The sequence below is a fragment of the Paraburkholderia sp. GAS42 genome (assembly GCF_050436565.1).
In the GTDB taxonomy this organism is placed as follows: domain Bacteria; phylum Pseudomonadota; class Gammaproteobacteria; order Burkholderiales; family Burkholderiaceae; genus Paraburkholderia.
Map to the genome: position 1 here is coordinate 1 of NZ_JBNDML010000010.1, position 24,323 is coordinate 24,323.

The 24,323-nt window shown below is 61.2% G+C and carries 24 protein-coding genes and 2 pseudogenes; 12 read left to right on the plus strand and 14 right to left on the minus strand.

Annotation, left to right across the window (positions count from 1 at the left end; translation table 11 throughout):
• Positions 1-160: 160 nt before the first annotated feature.
• Positions 161-913, minus strand: a complete 753-nt coding sequence (locus P3T16_RS16155; RefSeq protein ID WP_429260391.1) for an IclR family transcriptional regulator domain-containing protein — start codon at positions 911-913, stop codon at positions 161-163.
• A 164-nt stretch (positions 914-1,077) separates the two neighbouring features.
• Between P3T16_RS16155 and P3T16_RS16160 the strand changes: the two genes are divergently transcribed.
• The 5 genes from P3T16_RS16160 (at position 1,078) to P3T16_RS16180 (ending at position 6,053) form a co-directional block, all read left to right on the plus strand.
• Entirely contained in the window at positions 1,078-2,469 is a 1,392-nt protein-coding gene (locus P3T16_RS16160; RefSeq protein WP_429343023.1) for an MFS transporter, read from the plus strand.
• An 860-nt stretch (positions 2,470-3,329) separates the two neighbouring features.
• Positions 3,330-3,743 (plus strand): FKBP-type peptidyl-prolyl cis-trans isomerase, encoded by a 414-nt coding sequence (locus P3T16_RS16165; RefSeq protein ID WP_429343024.1) that lies wholly within the window; start codon positions 3,330-3,332, stop codon positions 3,741-3,743.
• Positions 3,744-4,036: 293 nt separating this feature from the next.
• Complete coding sequence (locus tag P3T16_RS16170; RefSeq protein WP_429343025.1) at positions 4,037-4,495, plus strand: GNAT family N-acetyltransferase; 459 nt, start codon at positions 4,037-4,039, stop codon at positions 4,493-4,495.
• 141 nt (positions 4,496-4,636) lie between these two features.
• Positions 4,637-5,209 (plus strand): glycine zipper family protein, encoded by a 573-nt coding sequence (locus P3T16_RS16175; protein WP_429343026.1) that lies wholly within the window; start codon positions 4,637-4,639, stop codon positions 5,207-5,209.
• Between the two features lie 70 nt (positions 5,210-5,279).
• Positions 5,280-6,053 (plus strand): MBL fold metallo-hydrolase, encoded by a 774-nt coding sequence (locus tag P3T16_RS16180; RefSeq protein ID WP_429260386.1) that lies wholly within the window; start codon positions 5,280-5,282, stop codon positions 6,051-6,053.
• A gap of 47 nt (positions 6,054-6,100) precedes the next feature.
• Here P3T16_RS16180 and P3T16_RS16185 read toward each other — a convergent pair whose 3' ends face one another.
• Positions 6,101-6,907: a hypothetical protein gene (locus P3T16_RS16185; protein ID WP_429343027.1), complete on the minus strand. Its 807-nt coding sequence runs from the start codon at positions 6,905-6,907 to the stop codon at positions 6,101-6,103.
• Between the two features lie 544 nt (positions 6,908-7,451).
• Here P3T16_RS16185 and P3T16_RS16190 point away from each other — a divergent pair.
• Entirely contained in the window at positions 7,452-8,636 is a 1,185-nt protein-coding gene (locus P3T16_RS16190) for a hypothetical protein (protein WP_429343028.1), read from the plus strand.
• A gap of 83 nt (positions 8,637-8,719) precedes the next feature.
• Here the strand turns inward: P3T16_RS16190 and P3T16_RS16195 are convergent, their stop codons facing one another.
• Positions 8,720-8,857 carry a DUF3563 family protein gene (locus P3T16_RS16195; RefSeq protein WP_429343029.1) on the minus strand — a complete coding sequence of 46 codons (138 nt, stop codon included), beginning with the start codon at positions 8,855-8,857 and terminating at the stop codon, positions 8,720-8,722.
• A 367-nt stretch (positions 8,858-9,224) separates the two neighbouring features.
• Between P3T16_RS16195 and P3T16_RS16200 the strand changes: the two genes are divergently transcribed.
• The 4 genes from P3T16_RS16200 to P3T16_RS16215 all read left to right on the plus strand — a co-directional run bounded on the left by P3T16_RS16200 (position 9,225) and on the right by P3T16_RS16215 (position 13,711).
• The gene (locus tag P3T16_RS16200) at positions 9,225-10,292 is read left to right on the plus strand and encodes an AraC family transcriptional regulator (RefSeq protein ID WP_429343030.1); all 1,068 of its coding nucleotides are present in this window, start codon (positions 9,225-9,227) and stop codon (positions 10,290-10,292) included.
• Between the two features lie 18 nt (positions 10,293-10,310).
• On the plus strand, positions 10,311-10,553 hold the full coding sequence (locus P3T16_RS16205) for a hypothetical protein (RefSeq protein WP_429343031.1): 243 nt from the start codon (positions 10,311-10,313) through the stop codon (positions 10,551-10,553).
• The gene (locus P3T16_RS16210) at positions 10,534-11,280 is read left to right on the plus strand and encodes a glucose 1-dehydrogenase (protein WP_429260381.1); all 747 of its coding nucleotides are present in this window, start codon (positions 10,534-10,536) and stop codon (positions 11,278-11,280) included. The genes P3T16_RS16205 and P3T16_RS16210 overlap by 20 nt, the downstream gene beginning before the upstream one ends.
• A 346-nt stretch (positions 11,281-11,626) precedes the next feature.
• Complete coding sequence (locus P3T16_RS16215) at positions 11,627-13,711, plus strand: putative bifunctional diguanylate cyclase/phosphodiesterase (protein ID WP_429343032.1); 2,085 nt, start codon at positions 11,627-11,629, stop codon at positions 13,709-13,711.
• A 93-nt stretch (positions 13,712-13,804) separates the two neighbouring features.
• Here the strand turns inward: P3T16_RS16215 and P3T16_RS16220 are convergent, their stop codons facing one another.
• The 6 genes and pseudogenes from P3T16_RS16220 to P3T16_RS16245 all read right to left on the minus strand — a co-directional run.
• A complete protein-coding gene (locus tag P3T16_RS16220) occupies positions 13,805-14,806 on the minus strand; it encodes an NADP-dependent oxidoreductase (protein ID WP_429343033.1) in 1,002 nt (333 codons plus the stop codon).
• A gap of 164 nt (positions 14,807-14,970) precedes the next feature.
• A complete protein-coding gene (locus P3T16_RS16225; RefSeq protein ID WP_429343034.1) occupies positions 14,971-15,780 on the minus strand; it encodes an oxidoreductase in 810 nt (269 codons plus the stop codon).
• Positions 15,781-15,896: 116 nt separating this feature from the next.
• On the minus strand, positions 15,897-16,505 hold the full coding sequence (locus P3T16_RS16230) for a TetR/AcrR family transcriptional regulator (protein WP_429343035.1): 609 nt from the start codon (positions 16,503-16,505) through the stop codon (positions 15,897-15,899).
• Positions 16,453-16,761 carry a hypothetical protein gene (locus P3T16_RS16235; RefSeq protein WP_429343036.1) on the minus strand — a complete coding sequence of 103 codons (309 nt, stop codon included), beginning with the start codon at positions 16,759-16,761 and terminating at the stop codon, positions 16,453-16,455. Before P3T16_RS16235 ends, P3T16_RS16230 begins: the two co-directional genes overlap by 53 nt.
• Before the next feature lie 26 nt (positions 16,762-16,787).
• Entirely contained in the window at positions 16,788-17,327 is a 540-nt protein-coding gene (locus tag P3T16_RS16240) for a hypothetical protein (protein WP_429343037.1), read from the minus strand.
• Positions 17,328-17,335: 8 nt separating this feature from the next.
• Positions 17,336-17,575, minus strand: a pseudogene (locus tag P3T16_RS16245) (thiamine pyrophosphate-binding protein); the annotation flags it as partial.
• On the opposite strand from P3T16_RS16245, the gene P3T16_RS16250 reads away from it, so the two are divergent.
• Entirely contained in the window at positions 17,574-17,759 is a 186-nt protein-coding gene (locus tag P3T16_RS16250; RefSeq protein WP_429343038.1) for a hypothetical protein, read from the plus strand. The pseudogene P3T16_RS16245 and the gene P3T16_RS16250 overlap by 2 nt on opposite strands.
• A gap of 134 nt (positions 17,760-17,893) precedes the next feature.
• Here the strand turns inward: P3T16_RS16250 and P3T16_RS16255 are convergent.
• The 5 genes and pseudogenes from P3T16_RS16255 to P3T16_RS16275 form a co-directional block, all read right to left on the minus strand.
• A pseudogene (locus P3T16_RS16255) lies at positions 17,894-18,202 on the minus strand (4-carboxy-4-hydroxy-2-oxoadipate aldolase/oxaloacetate decarboxylase); the annotation flags it as partial.
• Between the two features lie 100 nt (positions 18,203-18,302).
• Positions 18,303-19,343 carry a porin gene (locus tag P3T16_RS16260; RefSeq protein WP_429343039.1) on the minus strand — a complete coding sequence of 347 codons (1,041 nt, stop codon included), beginning with the start codon at positions 19,341-19,343 and terminating at the stop codon, positions 18,303-18,305.
• Between the two features lie 168 nt (positions 19,344-19,511).
• Positions 19,512-20,870, minus strand: a complete 1,359-nt coding sequence (gene dctA, locus P3T16_RS16265) for a C4-dicarboxylate transporter DctA (RefSeq protein ID WP_429343040.1) — start codon at positions 20,868-20,870, stop codon at positions 19,512-19,514.
• A gap of 68 nt (positions 20,871-20,938) precedes the next feature.
• Positions 20,939-21,850 carry a hypothetical protein gene (locus tag P3T16_RS16270; RefSeq protein WP_429343041.1) on the minus strand — a complete coding sequence of 304 codons (912 nt, stop codon included), beginning with the start codon at positions 21,848-21,850 and terminating at the stop codon, positions 20,939-20,941.
• A gap of 21 nt (positions 21,851-21,871) precedes the next feature.
• Positions 21,872-22,723: an amidohydrolase family protein gene (locus tag P3T16_RS16275; RefSeq protein ID WP_429343042.1), complete on the minus strand. Its 852-nt coding sequence runs from the start codon at positions 22,721-22,723 to the stop codon at positions 21,872-21,874.
• A gap of 144 nt (positions 22,724-22,867) precedes the next feature.
• On the opposite strand from P3T16_RS16275, the gene P3T16_RS16280 reads away from it, so the two are divergent.
• On the plus strand, positions 22,868-24,097 hold the full coding sequence (locus tag P3T16_RS16280) for a LysR family transcriptional regulator (protein ID WP_429343043.1): 1,230 nt from the start codon (positions 22,868-22,870) through the stop codon (positions 24,095-24,097).
• The last annotated feature ends 226 nt before the right edge of the window (positions 24,098-24,323 follow it).

The window sequence follows — 24,323 nt, forward strand, 5'->3', positions numbered from 1 at the left end:
ACCGCGCAGTTCTTTGCCGAGCATGTGCTGCCGCTGGCATCGGCGCTGGAAGCGTCGATCGTGACGGCGAAGGGCGGTGAGGGTGTGCTGGGGCTCAGCGCAGACCAGTTCTAAACTTGAATGACGCTGACGAACACATACCTCAACCCGTCAGACGTTCTCAAACAACGCCGCGCAACAGGCTCGCGGTTTCCTGCAACGCAGGCAACACGCGGGCCAACGCTGCGCTTCCCGACTCCTGCCCCATCGGCATGCTGACGCTGATGGCTCCGATCACAACGCCGTTGTGGTTCCGCAGCGGCACGGCTACGCCTCGCATACCCACTTCGAGTTGCTGCTCCGACAACGCGTAACCGCATTGAAGCACCTGCTCGATCCCGGTCCGCAGACGCGCCTTGTCGACGATCGTGAGAGGGGTGAACACCTTGGGCTCGTACCGCGCGAGGAAAGCGGCCACACGTTCGGGCGGCTGATACGCGAGCACGATCATGCCCGCCGACGAAAGCGGCGCGGCCACGCGTGAGCCGAGCACGAAGCCTACGGTTGTCACCCGATCCGCGCCGTTACGCGCGATATACACGACATCGTCGCCATCGAGCACGGCCAGCAGCGCACTTTCCTGCACGGCGGCGGTGATGCGCTGCAAGAACGGCTGCGCGATCCGCGGCAGACGCGCCGACGCGAAATAAGCCGTGCCGGCACGCAGCACACGAGGCGCCAGCCAGAACAGGCGCCCGTCCGTCTCCGCGTAGCCCGCCTCGGCGAGGGTCAGCAGGTAGCGACGCGCAGCAGTGCGGGTCAGCCCTGTCAACTCCGCGACGTTCGCCGGATTCATACGCGGATGATCTTTGTCGAATGCTTCGATGACGGCCAGCGCCTTCGTCGCCCCGGCAATTCGATCCTTGTCGTTCACTGTCCCACTCCGTAGAAACCCGATTTGAGGGCGCTATTCGCGCAACGTGCGCGAATAGCGCCCATTTTATGCTGACCGACGTTGTCCTGTATCAGGCGAAAGCGTAATTTCCCGACATTCCTCTGCAGGCGTCAGAAGGTTAAATATCAATATCGGAGACTCACATGGCTAGCAGCCTGACCGAACACGAACCACAGGGCACACACCAGACAAGGAAGGCGACCGCGAGCGGCTGGATAGGCTCCGCGCTCGAGTACTACGACTTCTTTATCTATGCGACTGCGGCATCGCTGATTTTCCCGCAGCTGTTTTTCCCGTCGGGGAATCCGAAGATCGCGATCGTGGCATCGCTCGCGACGTATGGCGTTGGATACGTCGCGCGGCCGATCGGCGCCTTCTTTCTCGGGCACTGGGGCGATACGAAAGGCCGCAAGAACGTGCTACTCGTGTGTATGTTCATGATGGGCTTTTCGACGATGGCCGTCGGCCTGCTGCCGACGTACCACCAGGTCGGCATGCTCGCGCCGGTGCTCCTGGTTGTGTTGCGCCTGATTCAGGGCTTCGCGGTGGCAGGCGAGATTTCCGGCGCCAGTTCGATGATTCTCGAACACGCTCCATTCGGGCGGCGCGGGTACTACGCGAGCTTTACGCTCCAGGGCGTGCAGGCAGGGCAGATCCTCGCTGCGGCTGTGTTCCTGCCACTCGCGCATTACATGCCCGAAGACGCGTTCAACGCATGGGGCTGGCGCATTCCGTTCCTGCTGAGCGCCGTGGTTCTGATTGCGGGCTACATCATTCGTCGCGAGGTCAAGGAAACGCCGGCCTTCGCGACTGAAGGCGCCGCGCCGCGTTCGCCGATCGTCGAAGCATTCAGGTTCAACTGGAAAGAGATGCTCGTCGTTGTGTGCTGTGCCTTGATGAACGTCATTCCGGTGGTCACCACGATCTTCGGCGCGGCCTACGCGGTTCAGCCTTCATACGGGATCGGCTTTCACAAGAGCGTCTACCTGTGGATCCCGGTGCTGGGCAACATCGTGGCCGTGCTCGTGATTCCGTTTGCCGGCAACCTGTCGGACAGGATCGGACGGCGGCCGCTCATCATCGGCGGCGCGCTCGGTTCAGGGCTGTTGTCGTTCGGGTACCTGTACGCCATCAGCATTCACAGCGTGCCGCTCGCGATCGTGATGTCGATGTTCATGTGGGGCGTGATCTACCAGGGTTACAACGCGATTTTCCCGAGCTTTTATCCCGAGTTGTTCCCCACGCGTTCCCGGGTTTCTGCAATGGCGATTTCCCAGAACATCGGAACCACGATCACTGCGCTGCTGCCGGCACTCTTCGCAACGGTAGCGCCTCCAGGCTCGACCAACGTTCCGGTGACGATTGGCGCAATCACGTTCGGTATCACGATTATCTCGGCGATTGCGGCGTATAGCGTGCGGGAAACGTACCGGATTCATCTGAACGATCTGGGTGTGCGCGGTGCGACGCCCGTCGACAAGCTGGACTACCAGCGTCTGCGGAAGCAGACGCTATCCGGTGCCAGGGTTGCATAACAGCTGACATGAAGCGCTCGCAGCGAAGCCGGGCTCGCTGGAGCGCTCTCAGCTAACCGGCTCTCGCGTTCAGTTCTGGCCCAGAACGCAACATTTGCCCAGGCGATTGTTGCGTCGCAGCACGTTAGCGCCTAAGCTGGTTGAGTAGAGAACGGAAGGAGCCTGTCATGCCACCTTGTGACTCGTGTCTGGGCCTGAGTGGTTCACCGTCCGCGGTGGGATGGCGCCAGGGGCTCGCCCTGCTGGGTGTCGGCGCGCTTTGCGGCGAAACGGCGGTGGAGCACTACCGGTGCGTCGCGTGTGGTGCCGCCTTTTCGCGCGTCCTGATCGGCGAGAATGACGATCGCATATGGCGATCGCTCGATTGCCCTGGCGTTGGGCATGCCTGACCAGCGAGCTGCTGTTTCGTCGATTACGCCAGCGATGGAGGAAGGGCGTGTTGTTGAAACCAGCGCAACGACCGCTGCGTCTGACTTTATAAAGCTGCCATAAGCACCCGAATTCCCAGGTGCCGTGTGGCTCTTCACTACGCTGGTTTCCGCACTGCTGCCATCGGACGCAGTCATGGCAGCGTTTTGTGCGACCGCCCGGGCCCTAACGGGGCATTATCTGGGCGATTAACTTCGTGTAATCGATAGCATGCGTGTAATTTCATGCATCCTCTTTTGTCATGTGGACTGCGTGCGACTGATCGCTGATTTGCCGGAGGCGAGTCGCGATCCTCTACACTGTCCCCCCGGAATCAGTTTGCTGGCATCTGTACATGCCCGCCCGCCATGCAAACGCAGGCGGCCACGTCCGTTCAGATGAAGACTGGGCGGCGTCTTTTACAATAGCGACGCATTTAACTGGAGGTTCATTTGAAATCAATCGTTGTCACGCTCGCCGCTGCCGTTATCGCTTCGACGGCTTTTGTCGCCACACCCGCAATGGCTGCCACAATCGAAAAGTTGCCTTCGGGCGTTGTCGTTGAGCACCTGAGTGCCGGGAACGGCGCGCAGCCACAAGCAACTGACGTCGTCACGGTCAACTATCGCGGCACGCTTGCGAACGGCACCGAGTTCGATAACTCGGCCAAACACGGCGGCCCGGCAAGCTTTCCGCTCAACCGCGTGATTCCGTGCTGGACTGAAGGCGTGCAGAAAATGAAGGTCGGTGAAAAGGCAAAGCTGACGTGCCCGTCGGCAACGGCTTATGGCGAACGCGGCGTTGGTGCGATCCCGCCGAACAGCGATCTGACGTTCGAAGTCGAACTCATCAGCATCGGCAAGTAGTAGCCGCCAGCAGCAACCGGCGCCCGGAAATACTCGACGGGCGCCGCTCCTGCTCATAGGTAGTCCGCAGTAGCGACCCCTACGTCGAAGCGACGAGGTGTTCGACATGGGGCAACGGCCCGGCAATGTCGGAGGCGAGCGTGACTGGCTGGCCGCATGCCGGACAGTCGAACCAGAAAATCGTGGCACCATGAAAATTGCTTTTGGTGGTACTTATTCAGGATCCACGAAACGCGTAACCTGATACACGCCTGCACCCCCACGCAGGGATCAAACGACAGGAAATACGCCGCATGACATCCACAGAAACTACACAGATCAAACTGCTGTCGCCGGAAGACTTTGATGCGTGGCTGCCGCTGTGGCGCGGCTATCAGGATTTCTATAAAACCAGTATTCCCGCCGGGACGACAAAGCTCACATGGGACAGAATCCTCGATCCCGTGGAGCCGGTGTTCGGCGCGCTGGCCGTGTTGAACGGCCGGGCTGTCGGGATGGTGCACTGGATCATGCACCGGTCCTGCTGGACCGTCGGCGACTACTGCTACCTGCAGGACCTTTTTGTGGAAAACGACGTACGGGGCGCCGGGATCGGACGAAAATTGATCGAGGAAGTCTACGCCAGGGCCAACGAGGCGCAATGTTCGCGTGTGTGGTGGCTCACCCACGAAACCAATCTTGATGCGATGCAGCTGTACGACCGCATCGCGGACCGGTCAGGATTTGTCCAGTACCGGAAAATACTGGAATGAACAACAGGCGAGGCGAGGGCAAGGCGCTCGCTGTGTGCAGCGCAAATGTAAGCAAAAAAACTTTCAGTAACGATCCAGTAACCACAAATTGCAGCGATTGGCCTAACGTAGTGGTTAATACGTCACTCGACTTGCGCCATCATGATTTACCGATCGAAACTGTTTCGCGCCGTGATACCGGCGGCCCTTGTCGCACTGACCCTCGGCGGCTGCGCGGTGGTGCCGCCGAGCGGCCCGAGCATCGTCGCGCTGCCCCGCAGCGGCGAGTCGCTCAACCAGTTCCAGCAGGATGATTACGCGTGTCGCAACTACGCGTTCCAGTCCAGCGATGCGGCCGGCGCGTCACAAAGTGCAACTTCGAACAGCGTCGGTAGCGCCGCTGTCGGTACATTGGGCGGCGCTGCGGTTGGCGCGTTATTCGGTGCGGCGGCGGGCAATGCCGGAGCAGGAGCTGCGATCGGTGCGGGCAGCGGGCTCTTGATTGGCGGCGCCGCTGGCGCGAACGGAGCCCAGTATTCCGCCGCAGGCCTGCAGGCGCGATACGACGCCGCCTACGCGCAGTGCATGGTCTCGAAGGGCAACACGATCTCGCAGCCGCAGATGCCGGTTTACGCGCCGCGACCGGTGTATATGGCGCCGCAGCCGGTGTATATGTCGCCGCCACCCAGGTACGTTGCGCCGCCGGTCATGTACGCGCCGTATCCGTACTACTGACCGGGGTAATTTCGAACGCTGCAGGATGTGTCAAAGTAGCGACACATACCCCCAATGGGAGCAGCGCCTGATGACCCCCTTGCCGATTGCGGACCGATGGTTCGAACTTAAACGCATCAGTGACGACATCACCCTGCTATGGGAACCGCATGTCGTGCCGCTGATGCGCTGCAATATCTGGCACGTGCGCGGCCGCGACCGCGACCTGATGATCGACACTGGCATGGGCATTGCCAGTTTGCGCGACGCTGCGCGACATCTTCTTCAGAAGGACGTCACGGCCGTCGCGACGCACACGCATTCGGATCACATCGGCGGACATCATGAGTTCGCTCACACACTGGTTCACGAACTGGAAGCCGACAATCTGCGCTCGCCGCGCGGGCGCGGAACGTTGCTGGCGTCTGTACTGGGTGAGGACGCGATACGACGGTACCGCGATGCGGGCTACCCGTTCGACGGCGATCTGATTACCGCCCTTCCCAGCGCCGATTACGTGATGTCCGACTATCGCGTACGTGCCGCGACGGTCACGGAAATCGTCAAGGAGGGGAATGTCGTCGATCTTGGCAACCGGCATTTCGAGGTGCTGCATCTGCCAGGCCACTCACCGGGCAGCATCGGCCTGTGGGAAGCGGCATCCGGCACACTGTTCTCCGGCGATGCGATCTACGATGGCCCGCTGCTGGACGAGATCGACGGCGCCGACATCCCCACGTATGTGCGTACGATGAAGCGCTTGCGCGAATTGCCTGTGCAGGTCGTGCACGCTGGACACGATGAGAGCTTCGGACGCGAGCGACTGGTCGCACTGGTTGATGCCTGGCTCGACAAACGGGCTTGAACATCGGGTAGCTGTCAGGTCCCCTTGGCGGCCCGGCCACGGGTGTCTCACTTCGACAGATGCAGCTTCTTCGAGAGCACGATGCCCCGCTGTGGGCTGACCAGCCAGATGGCCTGGATGTTCGCGTGCAGCGTCGAGGTTCTTGTGGTGATGTCGGTGGGCTCCTCGTTGGTGGGATCGGTGTGATCGCTCCGGTCGGTCAGGTAAGGCGGCGCCAGGCTGCATATCAGCACAATCGCGTAGTCTCCATTCGCTTCAGAAAACGCTGCCTGTGAGAGTGGCACGCGTCCGTTGACACTGGTCCTGCTCCCGCCGCCGGATTTCAGTTCAATCAGATCGATATGCTGGATGTACCCTTTGGCCTTCGCCTCCGGCGCTACCACAAGCCCTCGACCGCGTGGTCCGGTGATCGTCTTCCTGAGCAGGATCACACCCGGATCGTTGTCGCCCGACAGATCGACGTTTACCGTCAACTGGTGCGTCGTTGACCGATACAGTATTCCGTAGGATGCAGGTACGACGAAGGCCAGTTCGCGGTCGAGATGGGCTTTCGCCAGATCGAGATCGTGCGGCGTCTTGTGGGCCGGCACGTGAATCAGGTTCCGGACGCGATCGCTCAACGAAGGCGAGTTGGCATGGATGCTCAGCTTCGCGAGGGCGTCCCGGACAGCAACCGGGTCGTCGCCCACGAAAGGCCGTGTCGACAGGGCACTTCCAGAGGCGGAAATGTCAGCCTCGCCCGCATGGGTAGCCATGGCTGCGTCTGCCGACGTCCCGGCGTGCGCCAGCGACGACATGCAAACGAGGGTGAAAGCGGCGCTTGAATGCAGCAGCATGGATTTCAGATCGGACACACAAAACCCTCCAGGGACACAGGCAGTCTATCGCAAACGCGTGCCCGATCATTTGCCGGTGACCCGACGCCCGGCGTCAGGAACATGGATTCCCTGTCGCCGCGTTCATTTGAAAGGCAGGGCTTGGACGGGCAACGTATGGCGTACGTTCGAGGCAACTCGCGTGAGCGGAGCGCCGGGCGTCAGTTCGACGGCAACAACTGTCCGGCGTAATTCTGGTTGTCCTCCCGGAATATTGCGTCCGTCCGCACGTTTACTCGGCACTCTTTCCGACTGACTCGGGGGCCTCCGCGAAGCGTATGAAGCGCTTCGCGTATTGCCATGACTTCTGGGCGTGTCGCGTACTGCCCGAAACAGGATGAAAGAGTTGTCTGCCGCGACCGTCGCGGCAGGATTTCGGTCAGACAGGCGGGACAGCAATACCGGCGTCGCCCGATCGCGCCATCTCGCTCCCGGGCGACGGCCGACTGCTTGCGCCGGCGTTTGTGCGTGCGCCGCGAGAGTTGAACCCGCTTGCCCTGCGGTTCATCTGGAGACCACTTTCATGGAACCCGCCACATTCCTGGCAGAAAGCATCCGCTTCCTGCCGTCCCGACTTTGCAACGGCCCCGTGCATCGCACGCGCGCCGCTCTCAAAGGTCTTTTGTTGTCAGCGATATGCGGTGCGGGCCTCGCGCTTGCGCTGCCCGAGGCCGCTTGCGCCGACGGTGGCATCACGCAACTCCTGCCACCGTCTTTTGTGACATCGTCGACGGTCCCGCCTAACGGAGACGTTAATCCCTACGGCGTCGCATTCGTCCCTCAGGGCTTTCCCCGCTTTGGAACGATCGCTCCTGGCGACCTCCTGGTATCCAACTTTAACAACCAGGCCAACCAGCAGGGCACCGGAACGACCATCGTCAAGATCGTGCCCAACAGCAATCCCGTGGTGTTCTTTCAGGGTGGCGCCGGCCTCGGCCTGAGCACTGCGCTGGGCGTGCTCAGGGGTGGCTTCGTGCTGGTCGGCAATGTGCCCACCACGGATGGCACTTCGGCGACGGTCAGCGCAGGCTCGCTGCTCGTCCTGAACCGGAACGGGAACCTCGTCGCGCAGTGGACGCCTGCGATGGCGAAGATTGACGGCCCGTGGGACCTGACCATCTTCGATGAAGGCAACAAGGCGAAGGTGTTCGTGTCGAACGTGCTGAACGGGACGGTGGTGCGGCTCGACGTCGCCGTCAACGAAAACGGCGTGCAGATTGAACGCGTGACACAGATCGCATCCGGCTACCCGTTTCGCGGCGACGTGGCGGCTCTCGTCGTAGGCCCGACCGGACTTGCATACGATCCGCGACGGGACGTACTCTACGTCGCCTCTACCGTCGACAATGCCATCTTCGCCGTATTCGACGCCGGAAACACCAGACACGATGGTGGCAAAGGTGTTGTGATCTATGCGGACCATGCTCATCTGCACGGCCCTCTCGGACTGGCGCTCGGACCGAATGGCGATCTGTTCACGGCAAATGGCGACGCGATCAATCCCGACCCGAAACAGCCGAGCGAGATCGTGGAATTCACGCCGCAAGGCCGGTTCGTCGCACAGCTTTCGATGGATCCGTTGCAGGGCGGTGCGTTTGGGCTCGCGTTCTCGCAGATCCGCGATGACGTCGTGCACTTTGCAGCGGTCGACGACAATGTGCCGAACATCACGGACTGGAGTCTGCACTTCGACGACCCGGCGCGCTGATACGCGAACCCGCAGATGGCCTTGCATGGTGAAAGAGGAGAGCAGCGGATATTTCGCGTCCGCCAGCCGGTCTCGTCGTTTCCCTAGCCGCGAGTCTCGATCGAGCGCATGCGGCGTTCAAGGTCGAAAAGATCGACTGACGACGCGAGGTAGGCGTCACGGCGGCTATGTTCAGCACGTTCGAGCAGGTTGCGCAACTGCTTAACAAGGTATGCAAACATGGTGTACTCCGGTAACTCAATTTGATCCGTAGTGGGCGGCCGAGGCGGTAGTTGGTTTAGAGGCAACTGCACGGCTCGACCGCCGTACTTACGCATCGATCATGCCGTTCTGTTCAGATCCCCGGCTGACGGTCGTATTGATCTCCTGTGGCGACGCGAACGTGGAAAGTGTCGTCTTTTGGCTAACGCCTTTTGAGCAATAGTCCGGTTACCGAAGACATTCGCAGTCTCGTCTGGTGATCGTGCGCATGGACACCGGTGTGGTTTCGGGTTCATGTGGGTGCTAGTATTTCCGCGTTGGTCATATCGATGAATGACCAGGCGTCCATATCTCTTGTGCAGGACGCCGCAATTGGCGGATGCTTTCATGGATGCCCTTTCCGACGTCCTTCGGGTTGTGCGGCTAAGCGGTGCCGTTTACCTCGATGCGGAGTTCACCACGCCGTGGTGCCTGTTTGGCCAGGCGGATGCGGCGCTTTGCGCTGCATTTCTGCCGGGATCAGAACGCGTGATCTCATACCATCTGATCACCGAAGGCAGTTGTTCAGCACGACTGGCAAATGATCCTGACTCGGCTATTCAGCTCAATGCCGGCGAACTGCTGGTGGTGCCACAAGGCGAAGCACACATTTTCGGAAGCTCCCTGGACCTTCCTCCCGGACTCGCGGGGCCCTTGCTGGCCGGTCAGCTACAGACGACACCAGGCCAGGTGATGAAGCTGTGTTATGGGGGAGGTGGAGCGCCCACGTGTATCGTGTGCGGGTTTCTGGCCTGCAACGATACATTGAGCAATCCTCTGCTGTGCTCGCTGCCGAGGATCTTCAAGGTCGATATGCGCAGCGATCCGCAATCAGCATGGCTTGAATCGGCACTTCGATTCGCTGCCGCCGAGGCGGCGCACGTGCGCGCCGGCAGTGTGACTGTTCTCGCCAGACTGTCGGAACTGCTCTTTGTAGAAGCGGTGCGCCGCTGTATCGATGCGCTGCCGGCGGACCGGAAGGGATGGCTGGCGGGGTTGCGCGACCGGTTCGTTGGACGTGCGCTATCGATGCTTCATGCTCAGCCAGGCCATTCATGGACTGTTGATGAGCTTGCGCAAAAGGTGGGATTGTCGCGCTCGGCGTTAGCGCAACGGTTCACTGAGCTGTTGGGACAGCCACCCATGCAGTATCTGGCGCGGTGGCGCTTGCAGCTCGCTTCGCTAGAACTCCTGAACGGGAGCAAGTCGCTCATCGCGGTAGCGGAGCAGGTTGGCTACGATTCGGAGGCGGCGTTTAGTCGGGCATTCAAGCGCGAATTCGGAATGCCTCCGGCTGCCTGGCGAAAAAGCCGTGTGAAGGCGCAAATTGATAATGCGTTCCCGAATGGGGCGGGATCCGCTGGCGAGACGACGGTTGTTCACTCAGGGAATATTGGGGCCGCTCCAGAACCTTGACCCGCGGATCTCTTAGGTTTGACCTTTCCGGCGCTGTACCCGGCAGAGCCCTTTTCGTGGGGCGGTCACGGTGCTGCTCCGCAGTTGTTCTTCGATTGTTCGACAAATCCTGCCAGTCAATTCGCTTTGAGCCGCTTTATCCCGGCTGATGAGATGTCTACATTTGCGGCATTGGCAACGGAATGGTTCAAGGAACTGCCGGTCAATTTCCACGGTACAACATCTCTTCAAGGAAACGATCATGAGCAAGCTCGCAGGTAAGGTGGCCGTCGTCACGGGCGCATCCAAGGGTATCGGAGCCGCTATCGCCAGGGCACTCGCATTAGAGGGTGCTTCGGTGGTCGTCAACTATGCAAGCAGCAAGGCGGGCGCCGATGCGGTTGTTGCAGCGATTACCGCGGCCGACGGCAAGGCGGTCGCCGTTGGCGGTGATGTTTCAAAGGCAGCGGACGCGCAAGGCATCGTCAACGCGGCCATCGAAACGTATGGCCGCCTCGACATCCTCGTCAACAATTCTGGCGTCTACGAGTTCTCGCCAATCGAGGAGATCACCGAAGAACACTTCCACAAACAGTTCAATACCAACGTACTCGGCGTGCTGCTCACCACGCAGGCCGCCGTTCGCCACCTCGGTGAGGGGGCGAGCATCATCAACGTCAGTTCGGTGGTCACCAGCATTACGCCGCCGGCAAGCGCCGTCTATAGCGGCACGAAAGGCGCGGTCGACGCGATCACCGGCGTGCTCGCGCGCGAACTCGGTCCGAAGAAAATTCGCGTGAATTCAATCAATCCCGGCGTGGTGGTGACTGAGGGTACCCACAGTGCAGGGATCATCGGGTCTGACCTGGACGCGTGGGCGCTCAGCCAGACGCCGCTCGGCCGGCTAGGTCAGCCGGATGACATCGCGTCGATCGCGGTGTTTCTTGCATCGGACGACGCGCGCTGGATGACGGGCGAACACGTTGTCGCGAGCGGCGGCTTGCGCTGATCTGGACGAAAGATTCCGCCCGGCTCGGACCCACCGTGGTTCCGTCGGGCGGTTCGGACGCCGCATACCGCAAAAGTGAGCCTGGCAGACAGGAACCGCTTTTGAACATGTCTACGGTCGACGTCCCGATCAGGGCTCGATCACGCGTTGCCAGACCGAAGCTTACGACCGGCTTCTCGCAGCCGGGCCGCTCGAGCTTCGGCTCATTTGCAGACGCCGGCTAAAGTTGCATGCAAACCTGGCCGTTATACAAGACGACCAGGCGCTTCTTTCATTGACGCAGTTGTGCGAAGGCGAATCGGAAGGACTCCAGGCAGATCGGATCAACGTCTACAGGGGGTATCCCATGCTTGCCAGCAGCTACAACAGCCTGCTTGTCCTGTTCTCGCTGCTTGTGGCGATTCTCGCCTCGTATACCGCGCTGGACATGGCAGGCCGCATTTCTGGCGCTCAGGGACGTGCAGCCCACTGGTGGCTGGCTGGCGGTGCATGCGCGATGGGCATCGGGATCTGGTCGATGCACTTTATCGGCATGCTGGCATTCAGCTTGCCGATTCCGCTTGGCTACGATCCCGCGATCACGGCGCTCTCGCTTTTGATCGCGATCGCATCCTCAGCGTTCGCGCTGTGGCTCGTGGGTCGGAACGAGCTTCCATGGTCGCGTCTGGTTGGCGGCGCGGTACTGATGGGCGCCGGGGTTGCCGCCATGCACTATACGGGCATGGCCGCAATGCGCATGACTCCCGGAATCCGGTATATCCCGTCCCTGTTCATTTTGTCTGTCGTCATCGCGATCGTCGCTTCGGGCGCAGCATTGTGGATTGCATTCAACCTGCGCCGCCTTTCACCGCTGGTTAGGCTGTTGCGTGCGGGAGCGGCGGTCGTAATGGGCTTTGCCATTGTCGGGATGCATTACACGGGGATGGCGGCGGCGCAGTTCCCGCCTGGAAGCGTGTGCGGCGCGGCGCGTGACGGGGGGGACGTCGGATGGCTGGCGCTTGTGATCATCATCGTCACGCTGGCGGTGCTCGCTATCGCGCTGATCATTTCAGTACTTGATCTGCGTCTGGAGTCACGCACTTCCATGCTGGCGATTTCACTCGCCGAGGCCAATCAGGAACTGACCTACCTGGCGCTGCACGATAACCTCACCAAACTCCCTAATCGCGTGTTGCTGGAAGACCGGCTCGATCGGGCGATCCAGGGCGCGAATCGCGAAAATAGCCGCTTCGCCCTGATGTTCATGGACCTGGACGGGTTCAAGACGGTCAACGATGCCTATGGACATCACATCGGCGACCTGTTGCTGGTCGAGGTCGCCCAGCGCATCGGGTTGAACGTCCGGTCACAGGACACGATCGCCCGGGTGGGTGGAGACGAATTCGTGCTACTGGCGGGGGTAGCCGAACCAGCGGATGCGGCGACCCTCGCCGACAAGGTGCTGACTGCCATTCAAGAGCCCTTTCAGGTGGCCGGCCGCCTGCTGCGCATCTCGACCAGCATCGGTATTGCGATGTATCCCGGCGACGGCGTCCGTCAGGACGACCTGCTGACCAATGCCGATGCAGCGATGTATCACGCGAAGGCGCTGGGGCGCAATGCCTACTGCTTCTTCGAAGCGTCGATGAATGCCAACGTTCATGAGCAGCTACAGCTCGTGCAGGATCTCCGTTTAGCCCTTGAGCGACGCGAACTGATTCTCCAATATCAGCCCAAGTTCACCGCACCCCACGGACCGGTAATCGGCGTAGAAGCGCTGGTGCGCTGGTCGCATCCGACTCGCGGGCTCATTACACCGGACCAGTTCATCCCTCTGGCGGAGAAAACCGGGTTGATCGTGCCGATCGGTGAATGGGTGCTGAACGAGGCCTGCCGGCAGATCAGTGAGTGGCGCAAAGCAGGCCATCGTGACTGGACCATGGCGGTCAACCTGTCGGCGCTGCAATTCGGCCATGCGAGCCTGATTCAAACGGTGCGGGAAGCTCTGGTGCGTCATGCACTGGAGCCACACTGCCTGACGCTAGAGGTAACCGAGTCGACGGCGATGCGCGATGCCGACGCAAGCCTGCGAATCCTGCAGCAGCTTCACGACATGGGCGTGCGTATTTCAATCGACGATTTTGGTACGGGCTATTCGAGCCTCCTCTATCTCAAGCGACTACCGGCCAGCGAACTGAAAATCGACCGCGGGTTTATCCGTGATCTCGCACGCGACACCGAAGACGCAGCGATTGTTTCGGCAATCGTGGCACTGGGCCAGACGCTCAATTTGAACATTGTCGCGGAGGGCGTGGAGACTGCGGCGCAGCAAGAGTTCCTCACCCGGCTTGGTTGCGATTCCCTGCAAGGTTTCCTGCTTGGCCGTCCGATGTCTGCAGATCATTTGATCGAAGCGCTCTCGCAAGAGAATGTCCTGAATGACGCGACGTGAGTTGACCTCGGGCGAGACTGCGTGCCGTTTGAAGGTCGGCTCCGCGCTGACAACGGACGACCTCTGCGAGGAAACAAACAGGCAAAGCGTCTTCTATCGGATCTTGATGACAACCTTTCCCTTTGCACGTCCTGTTTCGACGTAAGCCAAAGCCTCTCTGGTTGATTCAAAAGGGAAGATCCGATCGATCACGGGCCTTATCGCACCTGCGTCGATGAGCGCGGCGATCTGGCTTAACTGGTCTCCGTTGGCACGCATGAAAACGAATGAATAGCTGACGTCATGACGTTTCGCCGCTTTTCTGATGCGATGGCTCAAAAGGCGCATCACCGTTTTCAGGAACCAGGAGGCACCCATCTCTTTCGCAAAATCGGGATCGGGCGGACCGGCGATCCCGATGAGTTTTCCACCCGGCTTGAGCACCCGCAGCGACTTCTCGAGGGTATTTCCGCCCTGCGTATCCAGTACCACGTCGCAGTCTTTCAGGACGGCGGCAAAGTCTTCTTTCCTGTAATCGATGACGATATCCGCACCGAGTTGCTTCACCAGTTCGGCGTTCGCCGCGCTCGCTGTCGTCGCGACGGTCGCGCCCACATGCTTCGCCAGCTGAATGGCAAAGGTGCCAACGCCGCCCGAGCCGGCGTGTATGAGTACTTTTTGCCCTTTCTTCAGTTGCCCTTTTTCGATCAGCGCCTGCCAGGCGGTCAAACCCACCAACGGGATTGAAGCCGCTTCTTCCATGGTGAGTGCTGTGGGCTTGAGGGCCACGCCGTCTTCCTTGACCGCGATGAATTCCGCGAAAGTACCGATCCGATCTTTGTGCGGTCGCGCATAGACCTCATCGCCCGGCTTGAATCGCCGCACGCGCGATCCGACGCGGACAACGACTCCGGCCAGATCGGTGCCCAAAATCAATGGCAAACGATAGGGCAAAATGAGCTTGAACTCCCCGTCTCTGATTTTGGAATCGAGAGGGTTTACGCCGGAGGCGTGAATCTGGATCAATACGTCGTCCTCACGCGGCTCCGGGACCGGCATATCGCCGGCCCGTACGTCATTCTTGCGTCCATATCGATCGACGACGAATGCTTTCATCAGGGTTCCTTATCAGTTTATCATCGCGTTAAGTTGTTTTACGGGCAGTAGCACGGATGTTGAGCTGCAGATCGGTTGCAGCACAGTCATGCGTTGACGTCGACGGCTATGCCGGCACGTCCTTGTAGTCTGCCCTTTGAACGGAGAGGGGGCCGTAACGCCGTCTACGTTGCGAGCCGCAAATCTTTGCGAATACCGGCGTCTACCAGGCCCGCAGGCGCAAATCTGCGTAGCAATCGCAGACGTCCGGCGAGTCCACCGGCCGCATAGCGGAGCTTCGGGCGAGCCGCGAGGGCGGCCTGCAGTACGGTCTCAGCCACAACCTCAGGACCGTCAGCGCCCTCGACCACCTCCTTCACTCGCTTATCCACGGCCGAGCGCACCTCGCGGTACGCGTCGAGGGGGGCGTCGGGCGCCATGAAGTTCGCGTCGAAAGGCGTCTTGATATAGGCAGGCTCAATGACCGATACCCGGATGCCCATCGTGCGCAACTCATGGTCGAGCGACTCCGAATACCCTGCGACCGCGTGCTTGGTGGCGGAATACAGCGCCATGTAGGGCATGGGTAAGAAACCCAGCACAGAGCCGATGTTGATGATGCGGCCGCTACCTCGTTGCCGCATATGGGGCAACACGGCACGCGTCATGCGGATGATCCCGAAGAAGTTCGTATCGAAGATCGCGCGGGCCTGGTCAATCGAGCTCTCTTCTGCGGCGGCAGGGGCGACGCCGAAGCCAGCGTTGTTCACCAGCAGGTCGATGCGGCCCTGCAGACGCAGTATTTCCTTGACGGCAGCTTCGACTGATTCCTCGCTAGTCACGTCAAGCGGCAGCATCTCGAACGTCTGCTGGCCAGCTTGTGCACCGCGTCGACTGGTGCCGTAGACCTTGTATCCGGCCTTCGTAAGCCGCTTTGCCGTGGCTTCGCCGATTCCTGACGAGGCGCCCGTAACGAGCGCTATTCTGGTTTCCATGATGTCCTTCCGATATCGAGCGATATCTTTACGTGGTTGGCCGGGTATTCATCCTGTTTAAATATGATTATCATCATATTTCGGGTCCAGCGGAAACCGGTACCGGTCCGGCGGATTTACGCATCAGCAGGCGCGAGTTTTTTCAATGCGGCTTCAAGAAAACTTTCCGACAGCCTGGGATCGTCAACGGCACGCGCCAGCACCATGGTGCCAACCATGGTGGCAACCGTCATCAGTGCCTGTTCGTGCGCGCCCGGCTGGCCCCAATCGGGCAACTGGCGCGCAACGACATCGATCATCTCCTTGATGCGGCGGGTGGCCGCGCGCCGCACGACCGGCGCCTGGCGCGGCATCTCCGAGCCGAGGGCGGAGACCGGGCAGCCAGTCTCTATGCCTTCAAAATGCTCCTTCGACAGATAGGCGCGCACCATAGACGGCAACGCCTGCTCTGGCGGCACGGAGGCGGCGATATGCTCCGACAGGGCCACGGCTTCAGCACCTGCGCGGTCTGCAGCTTCGGCAAGCAGCGCCTCGCGCGATGGAAAGTGCGCATAGAAGCCGCCATGCGTCAGGCCGGCCTCCTTCATGATGTCGGCCACTCCCGTGCCGTCGTAACCGCTGCGCCGAATCGCGCGCGCGGCAACCTCGACGATACGCTCGTGCGTGATTTCTTTACGACTGACGGTTTTCCGGTTGATTGACGGCTTTTTCATGACGCCCATCATATAACATTTCGGCGCGATTTTGAGCATTTTGCGCGCTCATCTTGAGCGCTGGAGCGAGCGAGCCTCGGTCGCCGGAAATCTTGCCGGGCGGCATGCGCGCACTGAACGACGCAACATAACGCGCCACGTCGCGCACATCGTCGGCGTTCAGCGGTTTCGGAAACAGCTTCGGCATGATGCCGGAGTCGTCATCCGAGAGGATTTTCTCGCTGAAGATCGGCATCTGGCCTTTAGGGTTGTGCACATAAGCTTGCATCGCCGGAAGCTGGATGGGATGCGGCGCTAGTCCGCTTGTTGAAGCAGGCTCGTCTGCAATGACGAATGATTGAGGTAGTGGCTGGTCGGGAAATTCATGCGCCCGAGCAGATCGATCACCGGCGCGTTGAGCGACTCGGCAAGCTTGACCAGCGTATCCATCGCCGCCTGCGTGCGCACGGCCCGATCGGCCACGATGACCGGCGTTTTCGCGCCGCATATCATCGAAGCGGCCGCGGCAAGCGCATCGGGGCTGCCGACAGGAGGCGAAGGCTCGCGCAGCGGCGGCACGCGGATGTCGCGCGGATCCGCGATCGGTTGCTCCTGAAGTTCGGCATCCGCGACGATCAGCACGGGCTCCATGGGCGGTGTGACCGACATCGTGTAAGCGCGCATGAACGACTCGGCGTAGTGCTGGAGCGACACGGGATAGTCGTCCCACTTCGTGTAGTCGCGCACGAGCGCGCCGAGATCCTGTGCCGTGTGATACCACTCCACGCCGGGGCGTCGTTTGGCTGCATCGGCGATGTTGCCGCCAGCACCATCATCGGCACGCGGTCGCACCACGCGTTGTAGATCGCCATCGAGGCATGCTGAACTCCGACCGTGCTACGGACGAGACACGCCATCGGCTTGCCCGCGACTTTCGCGTAGCCATGCGCAATCGCCGCCGACGCCTCCTCGTGCGTGCACACGATCAATTGCGGATGCGTGTCTCCAGCGTAGTTGACGATCGATTCGTGAATGCCGCGAAAGGTCGAGCCCGGCATCGCCGCGACATAGTCGATGCCAGCGATTCTCAGCAGATCGACCATGAAATCCGAGCCCGGATTGCCAATCTGCGCGGCGTCGGTGGCGGGCGCTTCGTTCAGCGAAGGCGCAAGCGTTTCGGACGCGGCCAGCGCCGCCGAAGGCCTGCCCACAGCGTTTTTCTTTTCGGCGGGAGCAGGTTGCGCGTTGGTGGCGTTCGGCTTCACGAGCACGCAGCCGTGCCGGTGACGAGCGCCTCTTTCAGAAAAGTACGTCGGCCAGTCATGTTGCTGTTTCCTCTTCTATTCATGAAGCCGGCTCATGCGCGCCGCGCGCAACGCGTGCGTGGCGCCGCACACGCTGCATCGAAAGGCGATGCGAGGTCAGTCGATGTAGCGCAGTCCGAGCTTTTCCAGCGGCTCGCGCATTTTGTACATGTCGAGTCCCAGGACGCCTGAGGCGAGTGTTGCGCGCTTCTGCGTCTCGTTGGGTTCGCGTGCACTCGCGCTCTCCAGCGTCTTCTGCGCCATCGCACGAGGCACGACGACCACGCCGTCCTGATCGGCAACTATCACGTCGCCGGGCGTCACGAGCGCGCCCGCGCAGACCACCGGCACGTTGACCGAGCCGAGCGTCGTCTCGATCGTGCCTTTGGCCGAAATCGCTTTGCTCCAGACGGGAAAGTCCATCTCCGCGCGGTCGTATAGTGCCCGTGGATATCGATGATCATGGGTGGCTCCCTGAAAATTCGGCGCGCTCATCGATTACGCGCGGCTGAGTGAGTCTGTGGAACTAGAAAAGAACATCGATACCGACCGTCACCGCCGTCTGGCTCGACGCACCCGCTGGATTCAGCGTGCTGACCACCGCATGCTTGTACGACGTGTAATCGACTTCGCCGTAGAGCGTAGTGCGCTTGGACAGCAGATAAGCCAGCGAAATGATCGAGAGGCCGCGCCGGCTGGCTTTGTCGTTCGACACCGTGGTCTGGTAATAGCCGCCGTCGAAAATCACGTCCGGCGCGACGGTCCACGTGATGCCGCCGAAGGCATTGTTCGTCACCTGGTGCGGTGTGGCCGGATTCTGCAGATCCTCGGACATGAAGCCGCCCGACACTCGCACCGGCCCGATCCTGTAGGCGGCGCCGGCCATGTAGTAGCTGTCGCCGATGTAGGTCGTGCCCGTCAGGATGTTGCGATGGCCGTACACGCCGCCGAGGCTGGCCGGGCCCGCGCTGTAGCTCATGCCAGCCGAGCGCGTCGCGCCGCTGCTGAAATTGCCCGCGACGCCGCCGAACGAATTGTCGACTTCGAACAGCAACGGGCCGAAGGTGTTCTTGTATTTGACTGCGTTGTTGTTGCGCGTGCCGTCCGAGGCTGTCGTCAACGGCAGGATCGGCGTGAAGTGAAAGCCGAACGGATCGTAGATGCTGATGATGTCGTGCGAAATCGTGTACTGCCGGCCGAGATCGACAGACCCGTACTTCGAATTGCCGAGACCGACGAATGCCTGCCGGTTGAATTCGATGCCGCTGGTATTGTCGAACTGCCCGTTGCCGAGGTTGAAGCCGTTCTCCAGCTGGAAGTGCGCGTTCCAGCCGTCGCCCAGATCTTCCTTGCCGAGAAAGCCCAGTTTGTTCGAACTGTAGTAGCCATTCGAATTCATCGTCACCACCGTGCCTCCGCCTTTTGCAGCGTTCGTCTGGTAACGCACGCCGCCGTCCGCCGTGCCATAAATCTGCACGCTCGATTGCGCATGCGCGGGCATGGCGCTCAACGTGCCGGCCGCGGCCGACAGGCCAACCCCAATGGTTCTCCAAACCTTTGTTTTCATTGTTTGTCTCCGATTTAATAGTGTCGTTGTGTGGAATGGCGGGCGATCATGGAATATCGCCACACGATTCGTATGACTAAGTAAAACGTCTGCTTCCAGATTCGGTTATCGGTTTTCTGCCGAACCGGCGGCACGTCTATCCGCGCCGCCGGTTCGCGGCATGGCTTGCTAGTTGCCTGCCTGGCTGCTGCTCGTGTGGTTGAGTCGGGTGGGCGATGTATCGGGAGGTTTGAAGCCGGCCTTCAGTTCGCGGCGCAGTGCGACGCGATCCAGCGCCTTCTCCCAGTTCGCCACCACGATCGTCGCCACGCTATTCCCGACGATGTTGGTGAATACGAATCCGCTGGACAGTGCCTTGTGAATGCCGAGAATCAGGGCGATCGATTCGACCGGAATCGTGTTCGACGCGGCGAGCGTTGCGGCGAGCACCGCAATCGCGGCGCCGGATACACCCGCTGCGCCCTTCGACGTGAGCAGCAACACGGCAAGCAGCACCAGCTGATCGTGCCAGTTCATCGGCGTGTTGGTGGCTTGCGCGAGGAACACGGCGGCTGCGGCGAAATACAGGCACGTGCCGTCGTGATTGAACGTGTACGCCGTCGGCAGGACCAGACCGACCACAGACTTCTCGCAGCCGAGCCGTTCGAGCTTGTCGATCAGTTGCGGGAACACTGTTTCCGACGAACTCGTTCCGATCACGAGCAACAGCTCCGCGCCGATATAGCGCATCAGGCGCAGCAGGCTGAAGCCGTTCACTTTGGCGATCGGCCAGAGAATCAGCAGGACGAAGAGGGCGCAAGTCAGATAGAACTCGAGTACGAGTTTGCCGAGCGAGATCAGCGTGCCGGAGCCGAATTTGCTGACCGTGTACGCGATCGCGCCGAACGCGGCGAGCGGTGCGATCTTCATCGTCAGGCCGATGATCCAGAACAGCGAACCGGATACCGAGTCGATCAGGTTCAACGCCGGTTGTGCACGTTCGCCGATTGCCGCGAGGCCGAACGCGAACAGCACCGAGAAGAACAACACCTGCAGCACGTCGCCGCCGGCGAACGCGCTGATCGCCGTGTGCGGAATCACGTTCAACAGGAATTCGCTCGTCGTGACGATGTGATGCGCTTTCGCGACGTACGCATCCACAGCGGCGGAGTGCACGCTGTGCATGTCCACGTTCATGCCGACGCCGGGCTTGAGCACGTTGATGACCACGAGGCCGAGCACCAGCGCGAGCGAGGTCACCACTTCGAAATAGACGAGCGCCTTGATCGCCACGCGACCGACCTTCTTGAAGTCGCTAACGCCCGCAATGCCGCTGCAAACGGTGCAGAAGATGATCGGCCCGATCAGCATCTGGATGATGCGGATGAAGGCGTCGCCGACGGGTTGCAGGTTGATGCCGAACTTCGGGAAGAAGTAGCCCGTGACGATGCCCAATGCCATGCCGGCCAGCACCTGGAAGGACAGGTCGCGATAAAACGGCAGACGTGCCTTGGGTTTCGTGGCGGTGGACTTGCCGGGCAAGCTCATGGTGTCTCCTTGTCAAGCGGTGGCGAACTCGGGTTCGCTCAAGAATGGTGATGCGGACGAATGTGCCGTTAGCGCGCGGCGTCACCCAGAATGTCGAGACTGTCGGCGAAAATCTCGTCGACGCTCAGCTTGCGCGGCAGCAACTGCTGCTGCTCGCAGTACGCAAGCGTTTCCTCGAGCGGACCGCGCAGCGCGTCGTAGCCGAACAACAGCTTGTCCGGCTTGCCGGCGTTTTCCGCGGCGACTGCCGCCTTGCCGCGGCACAGCAGGTCGTACACGGCGTGCACAGCTTGCGGTTGCGTATCCGCCAGTTCTTTCGTTACCACCACGACGTGATTGATCGGAACATATCGATGTTGCGCGTACCATTCGCGGTCGGCCGCGGCGGCGTTGTCGATCAGCGGTTCGAGACCGGGCTCGTCGGGCAGATCGTTGCCGAGAATGGCGGCGTCGATTTCGCCTGCGCGAAGCATCGGCAACAGTTGCTTGCCGGCCTCGGCGCGGTGCGCGAACGGCGGTTCGCGATACTCCTCCAGATGCGCGCCTTCGATCGTGACCCATTCGATCTGTTCGAGCGGCACGCCGTAGGTCTGCGCCAGAATCGCGCGTACCCACATGCCGGTGGTCTGCGAATAGGCGCGAACGCCGACTTTCTTGCACGCCAGACTGCCGACATCGAGTTTGCCGCGCTGCGCATTATGAATGATGCAGCCCTGCTGGAAGCGCGCGGCCACGACCGTGGGCAACAGCACCAGCGGTTTGCCGTAGGCTTTTGCCTGCAGATAAGTGACGATCGCCATTTCGCTGACGTCGTAGACCTGACGGCGCGCCATCGGTGCAAAGGCGCGGTGAATCGGTTCGACGTCCTCGAATATGAGTTCGACGGCCGGGTCGGTCAGTTCGCCCGACTTCAGCATCCGTGTGTGCGGATAGGTTTTCAGCGCGGTTTTCAGGCGCAGCGGTTGTGCGGAAAGGCTCACGATCTTGTTTCCTGTTTTGTTTCAGGCCGCAAGCGCCGGATAAATCGTCCGCGCGGTGCCACCGAAGATCGCTTCGCGAGCGTCGGCGGGCAGCATCGATAGACTCTCGCGAGCATCGGCGAGCAGTTGTGGCAGTGCGCCTTCGGCGGCCGGGAAGTTGGAGCCCCACGCAATGCGATGGGCGCCGAATGCTTCGAGAACACGCGGGAAGAAGGCCGCGGGCGTCGAAGCGCCGCGCGCGGCTTCGGCGACGGTGCGGTTCGTGAGCTTCAGATACACGCCTTCATGCGAGGCGAGGCTGAAAAGCGGTGCAGCGGCTTCGTACGGCGGCCCGCCGGCGAGTTCGGGACGCGCGAGGTGATCGAGCAACACGCGGATGTCCGGAAAACGCGCAAGCATGTTCAGCAGCGCGGGAATGCCTCGCGCGGTCATCTGCAGGCAGATCGAGACGTTGTGGCGCTGCGCGTATTCCCACACCGGGAACGAGCGCTCGTCGTCGAGCCAGTCCGCCTGGCCAGGCATCGTGCTGCCGGTCGTGAAAAGACGCAGGCCGGAGAGGCCGGCGTCGAGCCAGCCCTGCATCTGCGCGACGGCGTCGCTTGCCAGAACGTCGATCGAGAACACGCCCGCGAAGCGATCGGGATGGCTGCGCACTGCGTCGACCACATAACTATTGTCGTTGCCATATACCGTCGAAGCCTGCACCACCACTGCGCGGTCGATACCGGCTTCGTCCAGGGAGGCCAGCAGCCCTTCGAAACTGACAGGACGCGTCGCCGACCATTCCGACTGGTGTCCGCCGACCGGCGCGAGCGGGTAGCGTTGTTTATCTGGGGAAATTGCGTGGGTATGCGTGTCGATGACAACGGACATGAGGGTGCTCCTGACTGAAATCTTGTTTGATCGGATGGGCGTAACTGTAAGTGGGATGTAGCCGAAGCTCTCAATATGAAGTACGCTTCGGGCCATAAATTATGGTTAAGCTAAGGGTTTTCACATAGCCATTCTGGGGATTCGATGAGCGAAGTCGAGCGCGCCTCGCCGGACGACGATCTGGCGCGATTACGGCGTCTTTTCCTGTTCGACGCGGTGTGCGAGGCCGGCGGCATCGGCCAGGCAGCCGTGCGCGCGGGGCGTACGCAGCCCGCGGTGAGCCTTGCCATCAGCAAGCTGGAGGTGAGTTTCGGCGGGCGGCTGTTCGAGCGCGGCTTCGGCGGCAGCGAACTGACGGAAGAGGGCGTGATCCTGCAACGGCGTGTGCGACGCATGCTCGACCAGATGGAACGGGCCGTCGCGAACCTGACCGGCCAGGCCACGCCGGCGGCGAACGCGGCCAGGATTTGTCGGCATCTGACCGATACGCAGGTGCGTTGCCATATCGCCATTGCCAACGCGGGCTCCGCGGCGGAGGCAGCGCAGTCGCTCGGCATCTCGCAGCCCGCCGTGCATCGGGCGGCGCGGCAGATCGAGCAGAACGTAGGCGTATCGCTTTACCGCCGGCGCGTGCACAGTGTGTTGGCGAATCCGGCGGGCGTCGAATTCGCGCGTTGTCTGAGTCTGGCGCTCTACGAAATCGCGCAGGCGAGCGAGGATCTGGCCTACGCTCGCGGGCAGCTCACCGGCAAAGTGGCGATAGGCGTGCTGCCGTTGCTGCCGCCGCGACGCGTCGCACGCGCGATTCAACGGTTACGCGAGCGCTATCCGGCCGCGCGCGTCACCGTCGACGAAGGTTCTCACGAGCGCCTGCTGCGTGAACTGCGCATGGGTGCGATCGACATCATCATCGGCGGCCTGCGCGAGCCGCGTCTCACGGATTCCGTGCAGGAGACCGAGCTGTTCGCCGATCCGTACGTCGTCGCGGTGCGCAAGGGACATCGGCTGGCCGGGCAAAAAACCATCGCCGCGCACGACCTCGCCGACTACGACTGGGTCGTGCCCCAGCGCAACGTGCCGCGGCGCGCGGTGATCGATTCGCTGTTCGCCCGCTTGCCGGTCAGACCGCCACTGGTGGTCGAGACGAGTTCACTCGCGATGATGATGGCGATGTTGATCGAAAGCGACTGCATTACGCTGCTGTCGCGTTCGCAGATTGTGGATGCCTATTCGGGCAGCGAGATGGTCGCGCTGGATCTGGAGACGCCCGAAGCGAGCCGCGCGGTCGGCTTCACGGTACGCACCGACTGGCTGGGTACGGCGATCCAGCAGGCGTTTGTAGAGCATTTGCGAGGGGAGTGGGGGGCTGTGTGAGATGAGCGGTGTCTCAGTTCTGGCCATGAACGGCCGTTCGTGTCGAGAGGCGTAAAGTGGACCTTCGACCTCGGCTGCCTCGGAAGAGCGGCGAACGCTATCGCCGCGCTTCGACCGGGGAAGTGGCTCCAGCGCATAAGCATTCGCATCCGAAAATCATATACTGGCTCGGTCTGCCGGCTGTCTCTCGCGCAGTTGTGGGATGCGTTCGCATAACTACTCGGGC